The organism is Luteitalea sp. (assembly GCA_009377605.1).
In the GTDB taxonomy this organism is placed as follows: Bacteria; Acidobacteriota; Vicinamibacteria; order Vicinamibacterales; family Vicinamibacteraceae; genus WHTT01.
Genome location: WHTT01000011.1, coordinates 63,010 through 80,834, shown reverse-complemented (window position 1 = coordinate 80,834; position 17,825 = coordinate 63,010). Strand labels below are relative to the sequence as shown.

Annotated in this window: 12 protein-coding genes and 1 pseudogene (1 of these 13 running past the window's edge); 7 read left to right on the top strand and 6 right to left on the bottom strand. The window is 64.3% G+C overall.

Annotated elements, in window-relative coordinates:
• Positions 1-4: 4 nt before the first annotated feature.
• Positions 5-553: an RNase III inhibitor gene (locus GEV06_05630; GenBank protein ID MPZ17376.1), complete on the bottom strand. Its 549-nt coding sequence runs from the start codon at positions 551-553 to the stop codon at positions 5-7.
• Between the two features lie 168 nt (positions 554-721).
• On the opposite strand from GEV06_05630, the gene GEV06_05625 reads away from it, so the two are divergent.
• Positions 722-1,867 carry a phosphodiester glycosidase family protein gene (locus GEV06_05625; GenBank protein MPZ17375.1) on the top strand — a complete coding sequence of 382 codons (1,146 nt, stop codon included), beginning with the start codon at positions 722-724 and terminating at the stop codon, positions 1,865-1,867.
• Here the strand turns inward: GEV06_05625 and GEV06_05620 are convergent.
• Positions 1,805-2,950 (bottom strand): hypothetical protein, encoded by a 1,146-nt coding sequence (locus tag GEV06_05620; protein ID MPZ17374.1) that lies wholly within the window; start codon positions 2,948-2,950, stop codon positions 1,805-1,807. The genes GEV06_05625 and GEV06_05620 overlap by 63 nt on opposite strands.
• A 155-nt stretch (positions 2,951-3,105) precedes the next feature.
• On the opposite strand from GEV06_05620, the gene GEV06_05615 reads away from it, so the two are divergent.
• Positions 3,106-5,796 (top strand): hypothetical protein, encoded by a 2,691-nt coding sequence (locus GEV06_05615; protein MPZ17373.1) that lies wholly within the window; start codon positions 3,106-3,108, stop codon positions 5,794-5,796.
• 195 nt (positions 5,797-5,991) lie between these two features.
• Here the strand turns inward: GEV06_05615 and GEV06_05610 are convergent, their stop codons facing one another.
• A complete protein-coding gene (locus tag GEV06_05610) occupies positions 5,992-6,519 on the bottom strand; it encodes a redoxin domain-containing protein (GenBank protein MPZ17372.1) in 528 nt (175 codons plus the stop codon).
• A gap of 247 nt (positions 6,520-6,766) precedes the next feature.
• Here GEV06_05610 and GEV06_05605 point away from each other — a divergent pair, with 247 nt between their 5' ends.
• Entirely contained in the window at positions 6,767-7,918 is a 1,152-nt protein-coding gene (locus GEV06_05605) for a gfo/Idh/MocA family oxidoreductase (GenBank protein MPZ17371.1), read from the top strand.
• Here the strand turns inward: GEV06_05605 and GEV06_05600 are convergent.
• Together GEV06_05600 and GEV06_05595 are read right to left on the bottom strand one after the other, a co-directional pair.
• On the bottom strand, positions 7,898-8,464 hold the full coding sequence (locus GEV06_05600) for a DUF664 domain-containing protein (protein MPZ17370.1): 567 nt from the start codon (positions 8,462-8,464) through the stop codon (positions 7,898-7,900). The two genes, GEV06_05605 and GEV06_05600, sit on opposite strands and share 21 nt — an antisense overlap.
• Complete coding sequence (locus tag GEV06_05595) at positions 8,433-9,416, bottom strand: DUF1684 domain-containing protein (protein ID MPZ17369.1); 984 nt, start codon at positions 9,414-9,416, stop codon at positions 8,433-8,435. Before GEV06_05595 ends, GEV06_05600 begins: the two co-directional genes overlap by 32 nt.
• Positions 9,417-10,071: 655 nt before the next feature.
• On the opposite strand from GEV06_05595, the gene GEV06_05590 reads away from it, so the two are divergent.
• Positions 10,072-11,574, top strand: coding sequence for a DUF222 domain-containing protein (locus GEV06_05590; protein ID MPZ17368.1), 1,503 nt, complete (start codon positions 10,072-10,074; stop codon positions 11,572-11,574).
• A gap of 60 nt (positions 11,575-11,634) precedes the next feature.
• Here GEV06_05590 and GEV06_05585 read toward each other — a convergent pair whose 3' ends face one another.
• A complete protein-coding gene (locus tag GEV06_05585; protein ID MPZ17367.1) occupies positions 11,635-12,075 on the bottom strand; it encodes a hypothetical protein in 441 nt (146 codons plus the stop codon).
• A 123-nt stretch (positions 12,076-12,198) separates the two neighbouring features.
• On the opposite strand from GEV06_05585, the gene GEV06_05580 reads away from it, so the two are divergent.
• From GEV06_05580 to GEV06_05570, 3 genes and pseudogenes are all read left to right on the top strand, one after another.
• The gene (locus GEV06_05580; protein ID MPZ17366.1) at positions 12,199-12,546 is read left to right on the top strand and encodes a PadR family transcriptional regulator; all 348 of its coding nucleotides are present in this window, start codon (positions 12,199-12,201) and stop codon (positions 12,544-12,546) included.
• Positions 12,547-12,615: 69 nt separating this feature from the next.
• Positions 12,616-15,249 carry an FtsX-like permease family protein gene (locus GEV06_05575; GenBank protein MPZ17365.1) on the top strand — a complete coding sequence of 878 codons (2,634 nt, stop codon included), beginning with the start codon at positions 12,616-12,618 and terminating at the stop codon, positions 15,247-15,249.
• Between the two features lie 251 nt (positions 15,250-15,500).
• Positions 15,501-17,825, top strand: a pseudogene (locus GEV06_05570) (TonB-dependent receptor plug domain-containing protein); it runs 21 nt beyond the window's last position.

Sequence of the window (17,825 nt, the reverse complement as noted above, 5' to 3'; positions counted from 1 at the left end):
CGTTTCATGATGGCGTGTCGCTGCAAGTGAGGTGCAGGATACGCTCGTGAAGCTCCAAGTCGATACGCGTACGCAATACGAGGCGGATACGATTCACGTGGCCCAGATGCGGTGCTTCCGCGATGAGGATGCCGAAGGCCACCCGCGCTGCGGGCTCCATCGGATAACCAAACGCGCCGGTCGAGATCGCAGGGAACGCCAGCGATGACAATCGATCCTGGTCCGCCAATCGAAGCGCCTCTCGGTAACACGATGCGAGGAGCTCGTCTGCTGGCTCGTCTTGGCCGTAGACAGGGCCGAGGCAATGGATGACACGACGGTTCGGCAGACGATGGGCGCCCGTGATGACAGCGTGACCGGGTTGGATCGGCGCAAGCGGCTGACATTCTGCGGCAAGGCCGGCTCCCGCCGCGCGGTGGATTGCCCCCGCCACACCACCGCCGGGCATCAATTGGGCATTGGCTGCGTTGACGATCGCGTCCATGTCTGACTGGCGGGTAATGTCACCCTGAACACACTCGATGGTGACGTTACCGATGCGTCGTTCGCTCATGGCTCGTCTCACGCTCTCCACGTTCGCAGTTTAGGATAAGGCGCCACTCGCCGCCCCTGGCTGCGGCGCCATTCGAAAGGATCTCGCATGCGCTCACCAGTGTACGCACGCACGACGACACTACCCCACCGGCTCAAGCTGCTGACACTACTGATCGTGGTGGCCCTGATGGGCGCGCCCCTGGCTAGTTTGCCGACCGAAGCTGCAAGCGGTCAATGGCTCGCCCCCGGTGTGACGTATGAATCGCTCGACGTCACGACACCGCGCGGGACAGCGCGTGCCCACATCGTCGAAGCGGATCTGTGGAATCGACGGGTGCTGGTGGATCTCCTCTATCCCGGTGTTGTGGCGGAGCGCCAACCACTCTCGGACATGGCAGACGAGCGACACGCGGTGGCTGGCGTCAACGGCGACTTCTTCAACATCAGCGTGACGCAGCCCGACGTGGTGCCGACCGACGCGCCGGTCGGCCCGGCGAAGGCCACGGGCATGTCGCTCAAGGCGGCGGTGCCAACCAGCCAGCGCTTCGGGCCGTCGTTGCCGCCGGGCACCACGGTCGAAGACGTGCTCGGGGTCGGCGCGGACCGGGTGGGTCGCCTCGGCAGACTCACCTTGCGTGGAAGGCTGAGCACGCCATACGGCGCCTACGACGTACGCGGGCTGAATCAGTACGCGCTCGCCGAGGGTGGCATTGGGGCATTCAACGCAGCATGGGGAGACGTGTCTCGGAAGCGGGCCATCTGTGGCACCGACGAACGGCGCGAGGACCCCTGTAGCCTGGACGTGCACGAGGTCACGGTGCGGCAGGGAGAGGTCGTCGCGGTGTCTACCGAACCGGGAGCTGGCAGCATCCCGAAGCACAGCGTGGTGCTGCTCGGCCGAGAAGAGGGCGCAAGCACTTTGCGCTTGCTCCAGGTCGGTGATCAGGTGCACGTCAGCTACTATTTGGCCTCCTCCGAACGCGTGCCGTTCCTCTTCGCGGTTGGCGGGCATCCGATCCTGCGCGACGGCGCGCCGCTCCCCGGTCTGGACGATTCGGTGGCGGCGGTGCGCAGCGGGGCTGGCGTCAGCGCGAACGGCCGGAAGTTGTTCCTCCTCGCGCTGGATCGAAACGCGGCAGGTATGACCTACGCAGAGCTCGCGGCGCTCTTGCTGTCACGGGGTGCTGCCTCGGGCGTCAACCTCGACGGCGGCGGCTCTTCGACTCTGGTGGCCCGCGAGCCGGGGGCGTCCGAGATCACCGTGAAGAACCTAGCGCCAGGTGACTTCGAGCGCCCCGTCCCCAACGGCATCGGCGTACTCACCGTTCCGTAGATAGCGCGTAGGAGGACGATTGCCGAAAGGCTGCAGGAAGCGTCCAAGCTTGGCGAGCCTCGCCTGGTCGTTCGTCCAGAGCGCATCCTCGAGATCAGTCAGCGTGGCAGTGGTGACCAGCTCGAGCCGTCCCACGAACACCCGGGCGACGCGTGCCGGTGCCGGATCGATCTCCAAGGGCAAAGTGCGATCCACGACAGGCTGGGGAACGATGTAGAAGAGACGCGTGCCCTCCTCGAGCCACGCGTCGCTCCAGGTCGCCACCATGGCACTAGCCTCTTTCGGGTAAAGGCCCTGCGCCACGAGGATCTGTTCGAGCGTCGTCCGCACGGACGCCGGCTCGTCGTCCAACGCCGGCGGCCGGAGCGTCGCGCGGTCGGCCAGCGCCGGATGCAGCTCATAGCCGACCTGGCCGTCGCGGCTCTCGAATAGCAGCAAGGCCGGAATCTCGTCGCTCCCCAGATTTGCGACCTCGATCTCCCCTCCCGGGGCGACGCGCGCGCTGAGAGGCAGCGGGAAGGTGCCCACGCCGCGGTAGAACAAGAATCGCTCACGCTCCGCGCCGACCAGGAGCGGTGCCGCATCCGTGTCGCGCGCCTCGTAGTAATGGTTGGGAGCGCTCTCGGTCGGGAATCGCGCTTCGGCGTGCGGAACGATTCTGACGCCGTCCCAAGTTATGGTGCTCCTGAAGCCAGCCGTCGTGATACTGCTGGGCTCGACGTGAGCGGGACCGACCGTGGCGCGCGGGAAATACTCGGTGATGAAGCCCTGCGGGAAGCCAACGTTAACGTTCAAGACGAGCTCGTGAGGCGTGTAGAAGTAAAGAACAGGCGTCTCCATGCGGACGGTGGCAATACACCGCGCCTTGGGCGGGACGTTCCACGCTCGCTGGACGAAGCTTGGCAGGTCCGGCGGGCCAGCGAGCGGAAACCACGGGACCGCGTGGCCTTCCTCTCCAGCAATGGAGGTGAACGTGCCCCACTCGTGAACGATGAGATCAGTTGCGTTCTCGGTGGCCGTTCTGGACGTCGAGATCGCCAGGACGATCATCGCCACGATGGCCACTCTCGTTAGCTTGCGCACAGCAGTCTCCTTTTCTTCCTTTGACAGCCATTGACGGATGTTCAAGACTGGCCCGACCTCAAGGTCGGGCTACAGATGTCCCAGGTAGGTCAGTGTCGCAGCAGAACGGAGCCTGGAGTCAGTGAGTGACCGTGAATGTTACCGTTACTAACAGAATGAGAACGGCAATCGCCATGGCCGTGCTCGCAGCCAGCGTGCCGCTGGCGGGTGACAAAGCCGTGCGGGCGCGGGACTCCGAGGCGACGATGAGCGCACCCGTTGTGCTGCGGGGAAGCGTCGCAGACCGCGTCCGTTTGGGTGATGCGGAAAGCGAGGCCGCGCACCAGCTCACCAGCGACGGCGGGAGCGAGATGCAGATGGAGACCATCGAGCAAGGCCAGCTGACCGAGCGCGTCACGGCGCGATCGGTCGCTGCGGGTGGACGCTTCACCGCTCGCCTGCAAGCCGCTGAGGAACAGCCACTGACCTTGCAGTTTCGGGAGCTGCGGCCGAATGATGCCTGGGGCGCCGGGTTCGGATTCCGTGTCTACCTCGATGGTCAGCTGCACTACGTTCGTGATCCGGCGTCTCCTGATCCCGGCGGTGGCCCCTACAGCAGCTTCTTCCTCGAAACGCGTGACCCTGAGATCCTGCGAGACGGTTGGGTTGAGGTGACCGTGGAGGGCACGGATGCCGAGCCCGCCTACTTCAGCGACATCTGGAGCTACGCCGACCTCACCAGGATGGTGACGCGACAGGACATGCGCGTACCGGACCGGCTCGTCTTCGTCCTCGGTCAGGACTACCTTTCAGACGAGCTGTTCCGCGAGCGCCTCGACGACATCAAAGAGAACATCCACTCGAGCGACCGGGTCGGGCTCGGCATGGGCTTCCTGGACTACTTCACCGTGCGTACTGGTGCGCAGATGGCGGCTAACTACCAGCGCTACCTGCGCCTCAGTCGCGAGTACGGCCTGCCGTTCGCGATCGAGTCAACGGCCGACTGGGAAGGCACGCCCAGAGGGATTCCCGACGGCAAAGGCGGTTACTTCGGAGACCTGCAATACCAGCAGATCCTGTGGAGCCCTCAAGACCAGACCGGTCCGGACAAGGACGTTTACGTCAATCCCGGAGGTGAGACGCAACGCCTCACTGACCTGCTCGGAGAGGACTACGAGCAGCACTATGGATTGTCTGTCCCAAACATCTGGGGTAACACGCCTTGGCTGACCTGGCGTCATCCGGATCTCAATGCGTACTACGAGCGCAAGGCCAACGAATCGCTCGAAGAGGTCGGTCGCCTGCTGTCGGAGCTCCAGCGTCAAGGCGAGGCGTGGCGGATCCTGCCATTCTCGACAGCGAACGAGAGCGTCTACTGGTCGAAGCGCAGCGGGATCGGCGTCGCAGACAGGGCCTACACGGAGCACAACGGAGGCGTAGAGCGCCGCGACCTCTATGCCGACTACAACCCCTACACCGTGGCTGCCGCGGCCGAAGATGGCGTCACGCTCGACCCGACTGACGGCCTATCAGACGCGGAAAAGGCGTGGCTCTACAAGAACCAGTCACATCACCAGCAACTCTTCGCCGACGCGTTCTATTGGGGCATGCCGCGGGAGCGCATCCAGGTCATCGATGGAAGGCTCGTTTATCCCAAGGACATGCTGCGTCACAACATCCACAGCGAGATCTACTCGCGCATGCAGGAGCCGTACTATAGCGGCGTCTTCCCGAGCACCGCTCAAGGGGTCGTCGAACGCGCGAGACCTGGTGCGCAGTACATCTCGCTGAACAACTACAACCCGGGCGGCTTCTATCACCTGCAGAAGCTGCGTGAGTTCGGCCGCATCGCCAACCCAAATCTGGAGAGCTCCGTGTCCGGCCACCCGCCAGATAAGACGCTCCTCCTGCGTCAGGCGTACGTCAACGGCTCGCGCTACACGTCACCCTACAACTGGCATGTCGGGTCCGCCGCAGAATGGATTAATCCCTTCGTCGACGACCTGATGCCGTGGGACGTCGTTCACGACACAGAGCCGGATGGTGAGGTCAGCGGCCAGATCATCGTCTCGCAGGAGCTCACCGCCGGGGAGCTGCGGCTGGCGAACCGGATCGACGCGCGTCTCCACCGGGATGGTCAACCCGCGCCACTACGCCTGACCATCTACAACGCTCCCGACAAGACGCAGGTCGTCGCTATGAGACATTTGGCCGCGAGCGAGATCGTCGCGGACGGCTGGGTGGCGTTCTCCTTCCCCATCGTCGAGCTCGAGCGCGGGCAGACGTACCTCGTCGAAATCGAGCAGCTCGGCGACGGAAGCCCAGCTTACGTGTTTCCGACGGCGACCGGTTCCTTGCTCTATCGGGTTGGTCTCGACCTGGAAGCCGAACGCGACCGCAGCATGGTCATCACCTGGCGGCGAGACGCCGCCGATGCGATCCGGCACGTAACCGCGGATCTCACGCCGGGCGACACCGACGCGCAACACACGCTGGCCGCGGCGCGCCGTGCGCTTACCGAGCACCGCTATGTGGATGCCTATCGGCTCGCCATCAAGGCAGACGCGCAACGGCTCCCGGTGTCGTATTACAGCGCCGACGGCACGTCAACGCTCGCACCGTTCCCGCTCACGGTGCAATCCGGGACAGCGCTCGACGTGGATGTGAGGACGTTCCAACCTAACAGGGAGCTCGCCTTCGCGATCACCACCTACGCTTCGGGACGCGTTGACATCGCCGTGGAGGGATTCGCCGATCGTGACGTGTTCGTCGACAGCAAACCGGTGAGGGCCTCACGAGATGGCAAGATAACGTCGTTCAGGATCGATTCTGTCGGCCCGGCTCGACACGACATCCGTATCAGGTGAAGTGACATTCGGCTGCGCAAGATCAATGCCGAGCTGGCCCCGGGGCGAGCTCGGCAGCTTACCTTCCGGCTCGCCGCGCCTCACGTGTGGACCCAACGGTGGCGCTTCGTGATGAGTGATATTACGGGGGACCACGCCGCGGCGACGGGGCCGCGGCGCGATGTCACGTTGTGGCAGCGACTAGTGGTCCTGTCATCATTCCGTCGCGGGTACGCCTAGCTCCCCGAGCTTCGCGGCCATATCCTCTGCCGACGTCCCCGGGTTGACCTCTTTGTCGACCGCGGCAATGCGCCCCTCTTTGTCGATGTAGAAGGTCCAGCGGCTGGCGACGCCGCGGTCATTCAGCACTCCGTAGGCTTTGGCTGTCTCCGTGGTGGGATCGCTCAAGAGCGGGAAGTCGGCTTCCTGCTCCTTCGCGAAGCCGGTGTTGTCCTCGAGCGGGTCGACACTCGCCATGAAGTAGGTGACGTCGTACTCCCGAATCAGGTGCCCCTTCTCCGCTAGCGACTTGCACTCGATTGTGCAGCCTTTCGTGTAGGCCTTCGGGAACCATGCGACAACCACGGATTGCTTGCCTCGGAAGTCGGCAAGCTGATACGTCTTCCCGTCTGAGGCTTGGAGCGTGAAGTCGGGCGCCATGTCACCGACCTGCGGCCCGTTCTCCTGCGCCATGAGGCTCCCTCCGAGTATCACCGCCAATCCAATCGTCAGCCATCCACGCATACCGTCCTCCTTCCACCACCCATGGGTACGCCCGGTGCGCGATCGCGTGCGCCGCCATAGACACCGGCTTGTAGCGCGTGAGACGCTTCTACGGGCGTCGAGGGTTCAGGATACCAGCTTCGCTGGTATCCATCTATTGGCTGGGCCCCGCTGCGCGGGGCCTGACATCTCCTCAGGACCAAGAAACTTGCTACATTCGTTACGATGGAGGCCTTAGGAGATGTCGGTGACATCCACGGAGGAGCGCATGAAGGCGAACTGGAAGGACAGACGCGAGTTCCTGAAGTCGTCACTCGGCACCACGGCCGCAGCGGTGGCGTGGAGCCAGGCCCAGGTCGGAGTCGCATCCACGCAGGCGCAGCCGAAGCCGCCAGCGGGGCCGCCTCGCATCCGCTTTTCAGCGATCGGCTTGAATCATGGCCACATCTACGGCCAGGTGGAAGCGGTCATCCGCGGAGGCGGCGAGCTGGTCTCGTTCTACGCCAAAGAGAGCGACCTGGCACAGGAGTTCACCAAGCGCTTTCCGCAGGCGACGCTGGCCAAGAGCGAGCGCGAGATTCTCGAGGACGAGTCGATCCAGCTCGTTGTCAGCGCCTCCATCCCCAATGAGCGCGCCCCACTCGGTGTCGAGGCCATGCGCCACGGCAAAGACTTCATGGTCGACAAGCCGGGCATCACGACGCTGGAACAGCTTGCAGAAGCTCGTAAGGTGCAGGCGGAGACGAAGCGCATCTATTCGATCCTGTACAGCGAGCGGCATGAGAACCGCGCCACCGTCAAGGCAGGAGAGCTGGTCGCAGGCGGCGCGATTGGCAAGGTGATTCAAACCATAGGACTCGGGCCACATCGCATGAACCCAGACAGCCGTCCGCCGTGGTTCTTCGAGAAGGAGCGGTACGGCGGCATCGTCACCGACATCGGCTCTCATCAGTTCGATCAGTTCCTGTTCTTCACCGGCTCGACGGAAGCCGAGATCGTGGCGTCCCAGGTCGGCAACGTCCACCACCCGCAATATCCGGGGCTCGAGGACTTCGGCGACGTGATGGTCCGCGGGAACGAGGGCACCGGGTACATTCGCGTGGACTGGTTCACGCCGGATGGTCTCGGCACGTGGGGTGATGGCCGGTTGACGATCCTCGGCAGCGACGGCTTCATCGAGATCCGGAAGAACATCGACATCGGAGGGCGCCCCGGCGGCAGTCACCTGTTCCTCGTCGACCAGAAGGAAACGAGATACGTCGACTCGAGCGACGTGACGCTGCCTTACGGCGAGCGCTTGGTCGATGACATCGTGAACCGCACCGAGACGTCGATGCCGCAGGCGCACGTCTTCCTGGCCATGGAGCTCGCGCTCCTGGCCGAAAAGGACGCGCAGCGGCTAGGCGGGCTTGCTGAGTAGCCCTTCGACCTGGCGCAAATGATTGAGGTCGTGGCCGGCGTAGAGCCGGATGAGATGCGACACGCTCTCGCGGCCCCGCTCTTCGTGCATCCCGAAGTTCTCGTACAGCGCCGGGTCGACACTGCGCAGGACACGTAGGGTCCCGCGACGGTTTGCTTCGAAGAGATCCAACGACTCGCCCGGGGGCGTCTGCTCGTATGTGAACACCTCCGCCCAGCGGTCCTGATCGAAGGGCTGCAGCGCGGTGCCGCTGCTCACGAGAATACTGCGAAGCCGCCAGCCGGCGACCACCTCACAGTCGGCGAGATGCGCGAGGATCTCGGCAACGGACCAGCGACCTGGTGCTGGCTTCTGCCGCAGCATGTCCTCCGAACGTCCTTCGACCAGTTGACGAAGACGCCCTGCCGTGGAAGTCAAGACCTCCCACGGGTCGGCATCTCCAACATTCGACAAGATTCGCTGTGTGTACTGTGTGGGTGTTTCGCTCATCGGTGTCATCTTTAGAGATGTGTCGTCAGTTCCCCGATGACAACGGCTTGCCTTCATACAGACGCTCGCCGGCTGGAATCGCCAGATCGCTCAGGACGTTCTGTGACGGCGGCGTCGGGCAGGTCGTATAGGGGTTATAGGCGCACGGCGCGTTGTAGCTCCGATTGAAGTCCAGCAACAGGCGACCGTCTTGCGGCGAGTCGGCATAGAGCTCGCGGATACCGTAGGTCTCCGAACCGGCCAAGCGGTCGCGGAACACGAACCACACACGCCCATTGTCGTCCCACGCCTGCAGGCGCACCGCGCGGCCATCGATGGTCAGCTCTGCCTCGCCTGGACTCTCCATCGAGATCGGGTCTCCCAGGATGTTGACGCCAGGAACTTGACGTGGCGCGGCGTATTCGGTGAAGCGCGCCTCGATCCGGTAGCGTGCGTCGATTGGAAACCAGCGCATGCCGGTGAAGGAGCGCATCACCGGTCCTTCCGGGTCGCGCAAGCGGAGCGCGAGTCGTGGTCCGCTCCGATGCAGGAACAGCGTCAGGCGGCCGAGCCGCAGTTGGTCGGCCGGTCGCTCCGGGTTGGCCTCCGCCGAGCGCAGCTCGAAGGCCTCGGGTGCCGGCTCGTCGTTGAGCTTCGGTGTGACCCCCTCCGCGAGGGTGACGAACACGCGATCGCGACTGCGCTCTACCGTCCCGACGAGCGGCGGTGCCGCGTCACCTGGGAGGACAATGTCATTCCCGTCCGCTGAGCCCATCTTCCAAGCGCCCTCCTCGAGCGTGAACAAGCCGGCGACGCTGAGCCATCCTTCGTCTGACTTCAACGACGCCTCTCGCTCCGCGCGAAAGCGCTCGACCTCTGCTCGGTACTCGTCGTTTGGCGCGCCACTGGACGTTTCTGCCGCTGGCTGCGAGCATCCGAGCGTTAGCGCGACGCCGATCAACCAGCCAAAGTTTAGCGTTCGACGAAAAGAGGACTTCCCCCGCCCCGTGCTGTCGACACCGTGGCTCATCGTCTCAATGTACCTGCTCCCGGTCCCAAACAGAAGCTCCCGGGCCGAAAAGGAACCGGGTTCCTTTTTCCGGGTTGCCGGCCGGCGCGGAGTTGTGTCATCTCTATTGCAATCCCATATGAGTCGCCTACGCGCCGCCTTACGACGGCTCTTTCATGAGTGGTGCGAACCTGCATCCGGAGATGCGACTCGATCTCGTCCGCCAGTTCCGCATCGCCGCGCGTGCCGACCATGCCACGCACGCGGCTCCAGAATCGCCACAGTCCCCTCACGCGACGCCTCCCTATTGGATGACCACACAAGATTGCCACAAGACCTGTGGGATAGCAATAGAGAACATCCTTGGGGACTAGCTGGAACGTGGAGAGGTGCTCTTCTCCTAACTTGGCTTCGCAAGGGCAAGATGGATGCCGAGCTCCCGCCGGCACTTCTTTCTCACATCCGAAATTAATCCGAGACCCACGATTTCGCTTGACAGGATTTTGTCGACGAGTGCGTCGCAGTTCGGTCCCCGCGCCTGAATGCCTCCTCGAGACGCATGCGACCCATATGGCGGCCGGCGCCGGCCCAGTGAAGGTCGCGGAGACCCTCGGACCGATGTCGTGGCACCTAGGGGCGTACACGCGGTGGAAAATGCCGGGGGTTATGATGGTGCATGTCGACGTCAGCACGCCTCGATCCCACCCCTGATCCCTCGATCCCCACGCCGGTGCCCGGCGGCGCGACTCCTCCGGCCGAGGAAGAGATCGGGCGACTGGGCGATGCCATCGCCGAGCTCTCCGCGCGCATCCAGGCGGCCACCTATGAGCTGTTGGTCTTGATCCGCCGGTTCGATGAGCGTGCCGGCTGGAACGACGGCGGCTGTCTCTCCTGCGCGCACTGGCTCAGTTGGCGGACCGGCCTCGACCCTGGCGCGGCGCGCGAGAAGGTGCGCGTGGCGCGCGCCCTCGCGAGGTTGCCTCTAATCAGTGCCGCGATGCAACGGGGCGAGCTCTCGTACTCGAAGGTTCGCGCCGTCACCAGGATCGCGACCCCTGACAATGAGACGCGCCTCGTGGGGGCGGCGCGGGGCGGCACCGCAGCGCACGTGGAGCGGTTGGTCCGCGCATGGCGCCGCGCCGACCGGCTGGAGGAGGCCCGGGAGACCGCGCGGCGCCACGAGCAGCGATCGCTCCAGACCTGGGTGGATGACGACGGGATGCTGGTGATCCGCGGCCGGCTGACACCGGAGCTCGGGGCCGTGGTGCAACGGGCGCTCGAGGCGGCGAGCGACCGGCTGTTCCGCGAAAGCGTGGCCGACCCGCGCGACGACGCCACGGCGGAAGTGACCCCCGCCCAACGCCGGGCGGATGCCCTCGGGCTCCTCGCCGAGAGCGCCTTGGCGAGTGACCTGGATCGGGGGACAGCGGGCGATCGGTATCAGGTGGTCGTCCACGTCGACGAGGACACGCTGACAGCGGACGCTGGAACGGCCGACGGGGAGGCGGTTGCGTCCGACGCCGGCCAAGCGGTGCTGGAGGATATGGATGGGACGCACGTTTCACCTGAAACGTCGCGGCGCCTGGCCTGCGATGCGTCGACCGTGGTGATGCGGCATGCGCCAGACGGCAGCGTGCTCGATGTCGGCCGGAAGCGGCGGACGATTCCCCCAGCGATCCGCCGCGCACTGACCGCCCGCGATCGCCACTGCCAGTTTCCCGGCTGCACGGCGCGGCACTGTGACGCCCACCATCTTCACCATTGGTCCGCCGGCGGCGCGACGCGGCTGACCAATCTTGCCTTGCTCTGCAAACGCCACCATCGGGCGGTACATGAAGAAGGCTTCACGCTCACGCGAGGCCTGGATGGCACGGTCGACGTCTGCCGCCCCGATGGCCGGCCGCTGCCAGCCTCACCGCCCGTCGCGCGCTGGAACGGTTGTGACCGTCATGTCCGTGATCCACTCGCGCCGAATACCGGGCGCTTGATGGCCGCGGGCATCAGGATTGGCCCGCGCACGGCCACCCCCGACTGGTTCGGTGAACGGCTCGACCTGGCCTACGCGCTCGACGTGCTACGAGATCGCCCAGTGGCCGTCCCCCCAGTCGGGGCGTTTCCGATGAAAGGTCGGTCGCGATGTCGCTCGTGGAAGAAGGCGTCCCCACGTGACGGGCAATAGTTGGATTTCTTGGTTTCCGAAATGAATTGTCGGGGCTGACAAAGTCGTGCTCGAGAACCTCTACTTCCTTCCTGCGTTCTTGTTGGGCAAGGCGCAGAACGCCCCAACGTACTCGAGGCGCTTCACCGACCGCACGGAGATTGCCTTGCCTGCCTCGTCTAGCGTGCCTGTTAACTCGATGTGGTACCCCACGTCGGCGCTGACGGATGGGTAGTCTCTTACCTCGAACAGCGCCCTGGCTTGCTCGCTGATGAAGACTGGCGTGACACCATCCTTCAGGCAGCGCTTGACGCAGTCAGGGTTGTTCGGACCGATATCGCCTCGCGCAATGCGGGGCGCCGCGCATTGAAGATCCGAGAACCAACCAGTCCATGTCTTGACTTTGGACTCCGGGGCGTCCGGAACCGCTCGCGCGGGCATCCCCGCTACGTCATTCGCGCCGGCGTCCAACAGAGCCAGCGTCAGTACCACTGCCAGTATCGATATACCTGTGCGAACCATGCTACCTCCTCCTGCTCTCAGAATCCCTTTGCCGCGACAGTCACCCGTGATATAGAATAACTATATTGCTGTTCGATACTCTTAGTCAACCACACCAGACAAGGATGGCTCTGGGGAGACATCATGGCGAAGCATCAAATACCGGAGCCCCAGACGGCGCTGCTGAAGGGCACACTCGACCTCCTGATTCTGCGGACGCTCGAGCTTCAGCCACTTCACGGGGTTGCCGTGGCAGAACGCATCTTCCAGACAACGCGTGGAACGTTCCAGGTGAAGGCGGGATCGCTCTTTCCCGCCCTGCATCGCCTCGAGCAAGAAGGCTGGATCGAAGGACGATGGGAGGAGACCGTCGATAAGCGGCGGGTCAAGACCTACACGCTCACGCGCGCCGGTCGTCGTCAGCTCGAGGCCGAAACGGCCAGCTGGCAGCGCATCGTCGCCGCAATGAATCTCGTGCTCGAATCGACGTAACGACGTCCGTGCTCTCGTGCTATATCGACGCCCGACGTAAAGGTCGGGCCTCCCTGGGAAAGGTGCGGCATGCCGTTGACGCGCAGGATTGCGAGCTTCTTCAACACGCTTCTGGGCAGATCGCGCCTCGAGCGCGACCTTGCCGAGGAGCTGCAGGGGGCCATCGAAGAGTTGGCAGCGCGCAACCAACGAAGCGGCTTGGCACCAGACGAGGCGCGACGGCAGGCGCTCATCGAGCTGGGCGGCGTCGAGCAGGTCAAGGAAGGCGTTCGGCGCGCGTGGGTCGGATCGGCGGTTGAAACCACGCTGCAGGACCTTCGGTATGGATGGCGCAGCCTTTGGCGCTCGCCGGGGTTCGCTCTCGTCGTGACGCTCACACTCGCGCTCGGTATCGGCGCGAACGTGACGACCTTCAGCGTCGTGCGGTCGGTGCTGTGGCGACCGCTCCCGTATCCGGATGCGGATCGCATCGTGTTCGTGAGGGTCGATGTCGGTGGTGTGCCGGACGCGGGCGCGGCGTCGGCGGAGTTCTGGGACATTCGCGGGCAGAGTCGCTTCATCGACCACGTCTCGACGATCGCCGGCCCAGATGCCCATGTGAACGTCGATGGCGAGGTAGAACGGGTCGCTGCCGCCAGCGTGACCAACGATGTGCTCCCGCTCTTCGGTGCCGTGCCGCTGGCGCTCGGCCGTGAGCTGCACACAGCGGAGGACTTTCGTAACGGCCTCATGCGGATTGTAATAAGCCACGATCTGTGGCGCCGCCGATTCGGCGCGGATCCCGACATTGTGGGACGCTCCGTGAACGTCAACAACAAGACAATGCAGATCGTTGGCGTGCTTCGCCCCGGCATGCAGCTGTTTCTTCCGCGATCAGCGGGGATCACCGAACAGATTGACGTCTGGTTCCCATGGCCTGACATCGGTGACTCGCCGACCGACCGGGGCTATCCGCTCCTGGGACGGCTGGCGCCCGGTGCGACTCTCGACCAGGCACAAGCGGAGCTCGACGCCCTCGCCGCACGTTTCGTCAGAGATCATCCCGACGCGTATCGGAACAAGACGCTACGGCTGGCCGTGCGCCCGCTTCGCGAAGCACTGACCGCGGAGGCGAGGCCAGCGCTCGTCGCCCTGGCCGGTGCGGTCGGCTTCGTGTTGCTGATCGCGTGCGTGAACGTCGCGAACCTGATGTTGGCGCGGAATAGGAGTCGTGACCACGAGCTCGCGATTCGTCTCGACCTGGGCGCTGGCAGAGCACGGCTCGCGCGACAACTGCTCACCGAGAGCGTGCTGCTCGGCGCTGTCGGTGGCAGTGTTGGCTTGTTGGCAGGCTATCTCGGTTTGTATCTGGTCGAGTGGCTGCGTCCGGTCCATTTGCCGCGGCAGTCACACATTTGGATGGACGGCCCGGTTGTTGTCTATGCCGTGGCGCTCTCGGCAGCGACGAGCCTCGTCGTCGGCCTGCTGCCTGCACTGAAGACGACCGCCCGCCAACGGCCCGACGCGCTGGGAGCCACTCGATCGCAGACGTCAGCACCGGCCACGCGTAGGCTCCAGCATGGGCTCGTGATTGCGGAGGTGGCGCTATCGATTGTGCCGTTGGTGGGCGGCGGCTTGATGATTCGCACGTTCGTGAATCTCGTGTATGCCCCGATTGGCTTCGACGCCTCCAATCTGCTCACGGCCAAGGTCCCGTTTAGCTTGCGTCAGTTTCCGGACGCTTCGCATCGCTGGGCCTTCTACCGCGAAGCCATGGAGCGCGTGCGGGAATTGCCTGACGTGGAGGCGGTGAGCGCCGCATACCCGCTGCCGTTCGCCCCGCTCACGAGGCGCTACGGACGAGACGGAGATGAGGGAGCACCGCTGTCGCTGGGGACAATGCAGACGATCATGCCCGGCTATCTGCGAATCGCGCAGATCACGCTGCTTGCGGGACGAGACTTTACAGTGCACGACCTCGACGCCCAGCGGCCGGTCGTCGTCATCGATCGACGAATCGCGCGACAGCTTTGGCCGGAAGGCGCACTCGGCAAGCGTCTGGTCATGCAGCAAGGCCGGGACCGTGAGGTGCTCGAGGTGATTGGCGTGACGAATGCCGTTCGCATGTCGGGGATTGACGACGAATCCACGCCACATTTCTTCGTCCCCTATCATGTCTACGCCGTCGAAATGTCGCTCGTCATCGAGACACGGCAGAGCGCGGAAGCAATTGGCCCGGTTATCAAACGCACGATCGAGCCTCTCCGCACCGGTCGCGCCGTGTTCGATATCCGGCCGATGAGCGAGTACGTCGCCGACGCCATGAGCGACACGCGGTTCACGATGCTCGTCCTCATGGGATTTGCATCCGCCGCGCTGCTCCTCACTGGCGTCGGCCTCTACGGCACGTTGGCGTATCTCGTCTCCCAACGGACGCGGGAGCTCGGCGTGCGCATGGCGCTCGGCGCCTCGGCCAGCCGCATCCTGGCCATGGTCCTTCGCGAGGGTGCGGTGCTCACCGTCATTGGCGCGTCCATCGGTCTTCTCGGTGCGCTTGCCGTCACCGCCACCCTTCGTTTCCTTCTCTACCACGTCGAGCCGTTCGACCGCGTCACGCTCGTGGGATCCGCCACTGTGGTCGCAATCGTCGCGGTGCTCACTGCGGCACGCCCGGCCTGGCGCGCGACACGCATCGATCCCAACCTTGCACTTAGAAGCGAATGAGTGGGGAAGGGGAGCGCAACGGGAACGGCGACGCAGGCCACGTTGCAAAGCCATAGAGCTGCCACAGGTTCCAAGAGGTAATCTATCTTCGGGAACGATCACGTTCTGGCACAGCCGCGTACCTCCTCGCCAGTGTGCGTGATCATGCGCGCAATCACCAGTGCCATTGGAGTTGACGAGGTGAGGAGTCTACCAGTAGAGTCCTGTCACAGGAATTCCCATTCGCTCTCTACTGACAGGGGTGGTATGTCATGACATTCGTCAGGTACTCCAGGCTCTGGCTTGCTGCCTGCCTGCTCATGCTCGCCAGCGCGGCAGCCCTCCAGTCGCAGACATTGACCGCCTCGCTGTCCGGGACTGTCTCGGACTCGACCGGTGGCGTCCTCCCCGGCGCGACGGTCACCCTCACGAACGCAGCCACGAACGTGGTGGCGTGGCAAGACGTCACCAACAGCGGCGGGGCCTATTTCGCGCCGGCACTGGCGGTCGGCACGTACGATGTGCTCGTCGAGCTCGAAGGCTTCAAGACGGTTGCGATCCAGGGCGTCCGCCTGCAGGTCGACCAGCGGGCACGCGTGAACGCGACGCTCGATCCGAGTGAGCTGGAAGAAACCGTGACGGTGGTCGGTGAGAGCTTCGGTCGCCTCGAGTCCGAGACTTCCTCGCAGGGGCTCACGATCAACACGTCACAGGTGCAGAATCTGCCGTTGCCCAGTCGCGACGTGCTGAGCCTCCTGACCCTGGTCGGCGGCGTGTCGAGTGGCGGCGCCGCGACAGGCATCAACCCGGCCCAGCTCTCTATCAATGGCAGCCGCACGCTGAACAGCGAATTCACCGTGGACGGGGTTTCGGTCGTCTCCGGCTCGACGGGCGGCCTCACGCGCCGCCCATCCACCGAGGCGCTCCGCGAGTTCAAGGTGCTGACGGCGAGCTACTCCGCCGAATACGGCCGCACCTCCGGCGGTTCCGTGAACGCGGTGGTCGACTCGGGCACAAACGCGTTCAGAGGCAGCCTCTATGAGTACTTCCGGAACGAGAAGCTCAACGCCAACAACTTCTTCAACAATTTGCGAGGCGACCCGAAGCCTCGGGACCGCTACAATCAGTTCGGCTTCACGCTCGGCGGTCCTGTCACGTTGCCGGGGCTTTTCAGCGGTCGCGATCGGACCTTCTTCTTCGCGAACTATGAGGGGCTGAGGCGCAGCCAACCATCGACCGAGATCTCGACGATTCCGGACATGGCGTTCCGATCCGGCGATTTCTCGGCCTCCCCGGTGACTGTGATTGATCCGCAGACTGGCCAACCATTCCCAGGCAATCGGATCCCGACAAATCGCATCGACCCGGCCGCCGCGAAGATCATGGCGCTGCTGCCAGAGCCGAACGCTGCCGGCACCCCAGACCCGGCGAGCGGACGACGGGTCTCGAACTACGTGTTCAGCGAGTCCAGGGTTCCCTCGACGAACGAGCTCACGGCGCGCGTGGATCACAACGCGGGCCGGCAAGCCCGATTGTTTGGACGCTTTACGCACTACCGCGTCGACTCGCCAGCCGCGCAGATCATCCCAGGCCCACTTGACCCTGCCGTCGGTGACAGCGCTAGCAAGGGCTACCAGACGGCCGTAGGTTGGACCCATACCTGGTCACCGACGGTCGTCACCGAAGCGCGCTTCGGCTACATGCGGGACGACCCGAGAATCGATCCGCGCAGCCAGGGGATCGACGTGCCGGAGGTCCTCGGCATCGAGCGCTCCGCCTTTCCGGGCACGCCTCATCTGAACATCTCGGGCTTCAATGATCTCGGCATGAACTCGAACACGCTGCGTCGTCAGATCAACAACAACTACCAGGCCTCAATGGGCCTGACATGGCTTCGCGGTTCCCACACGCTCAAGATCGGCACGCAGCTCCGCTTCAACCAGTTCAACGTGCTCAATCCTGGTGCCAGATTCGCCGGCATCTACGACTTCAACGGCGAGATCACATCCCCGACGAGCTCCTCGGGGAACGCCGTCAACGCTATGGCCGATTTCCTCCTGGGTGCGGCCAAGACTGCCGACTACGAGCTGCCCCAGCCGATGACGGGGCGGCGCAACTACAACCTCGGCGTGTACGTCCAGGACGATTGGAAGGTGACCCCGACGCTCACCCTGAACATGGGCGTGCGCTACGAGTACGAGTCGCCGATGTGGGTCGACAATGACATCTACTCGCGGCTCGACCCGGAGACCGGCCGGCTGCTCGTGGCCAACCAGAACGCCTCACGGACACTCGACATCGAAGGGGACAAGGTCAACTTCGCGCCTCGAATCGGCGCGGCGTACTCGCTCGACGACAAGACGGTGCTGCGCTCCGGCTTTGGGATTTTCTACAGCCAGATCTTCTCCAATCTCGGCGGGATCGTGCTCTATCCCGGCTTCACCGTGCGCGACGAGTTTTCGGACCTCGGGGTCGGAATCGCCAGCCTGCAGCTGGTCATCAGCGGGTACGCGCTCGGGCTCGGCGCGATGCTGATCACCGGTGGGGCGCTGGCCGACCGGTTCGGGGCGACCCGGGTCTGGCTCGGCGCAATGGTG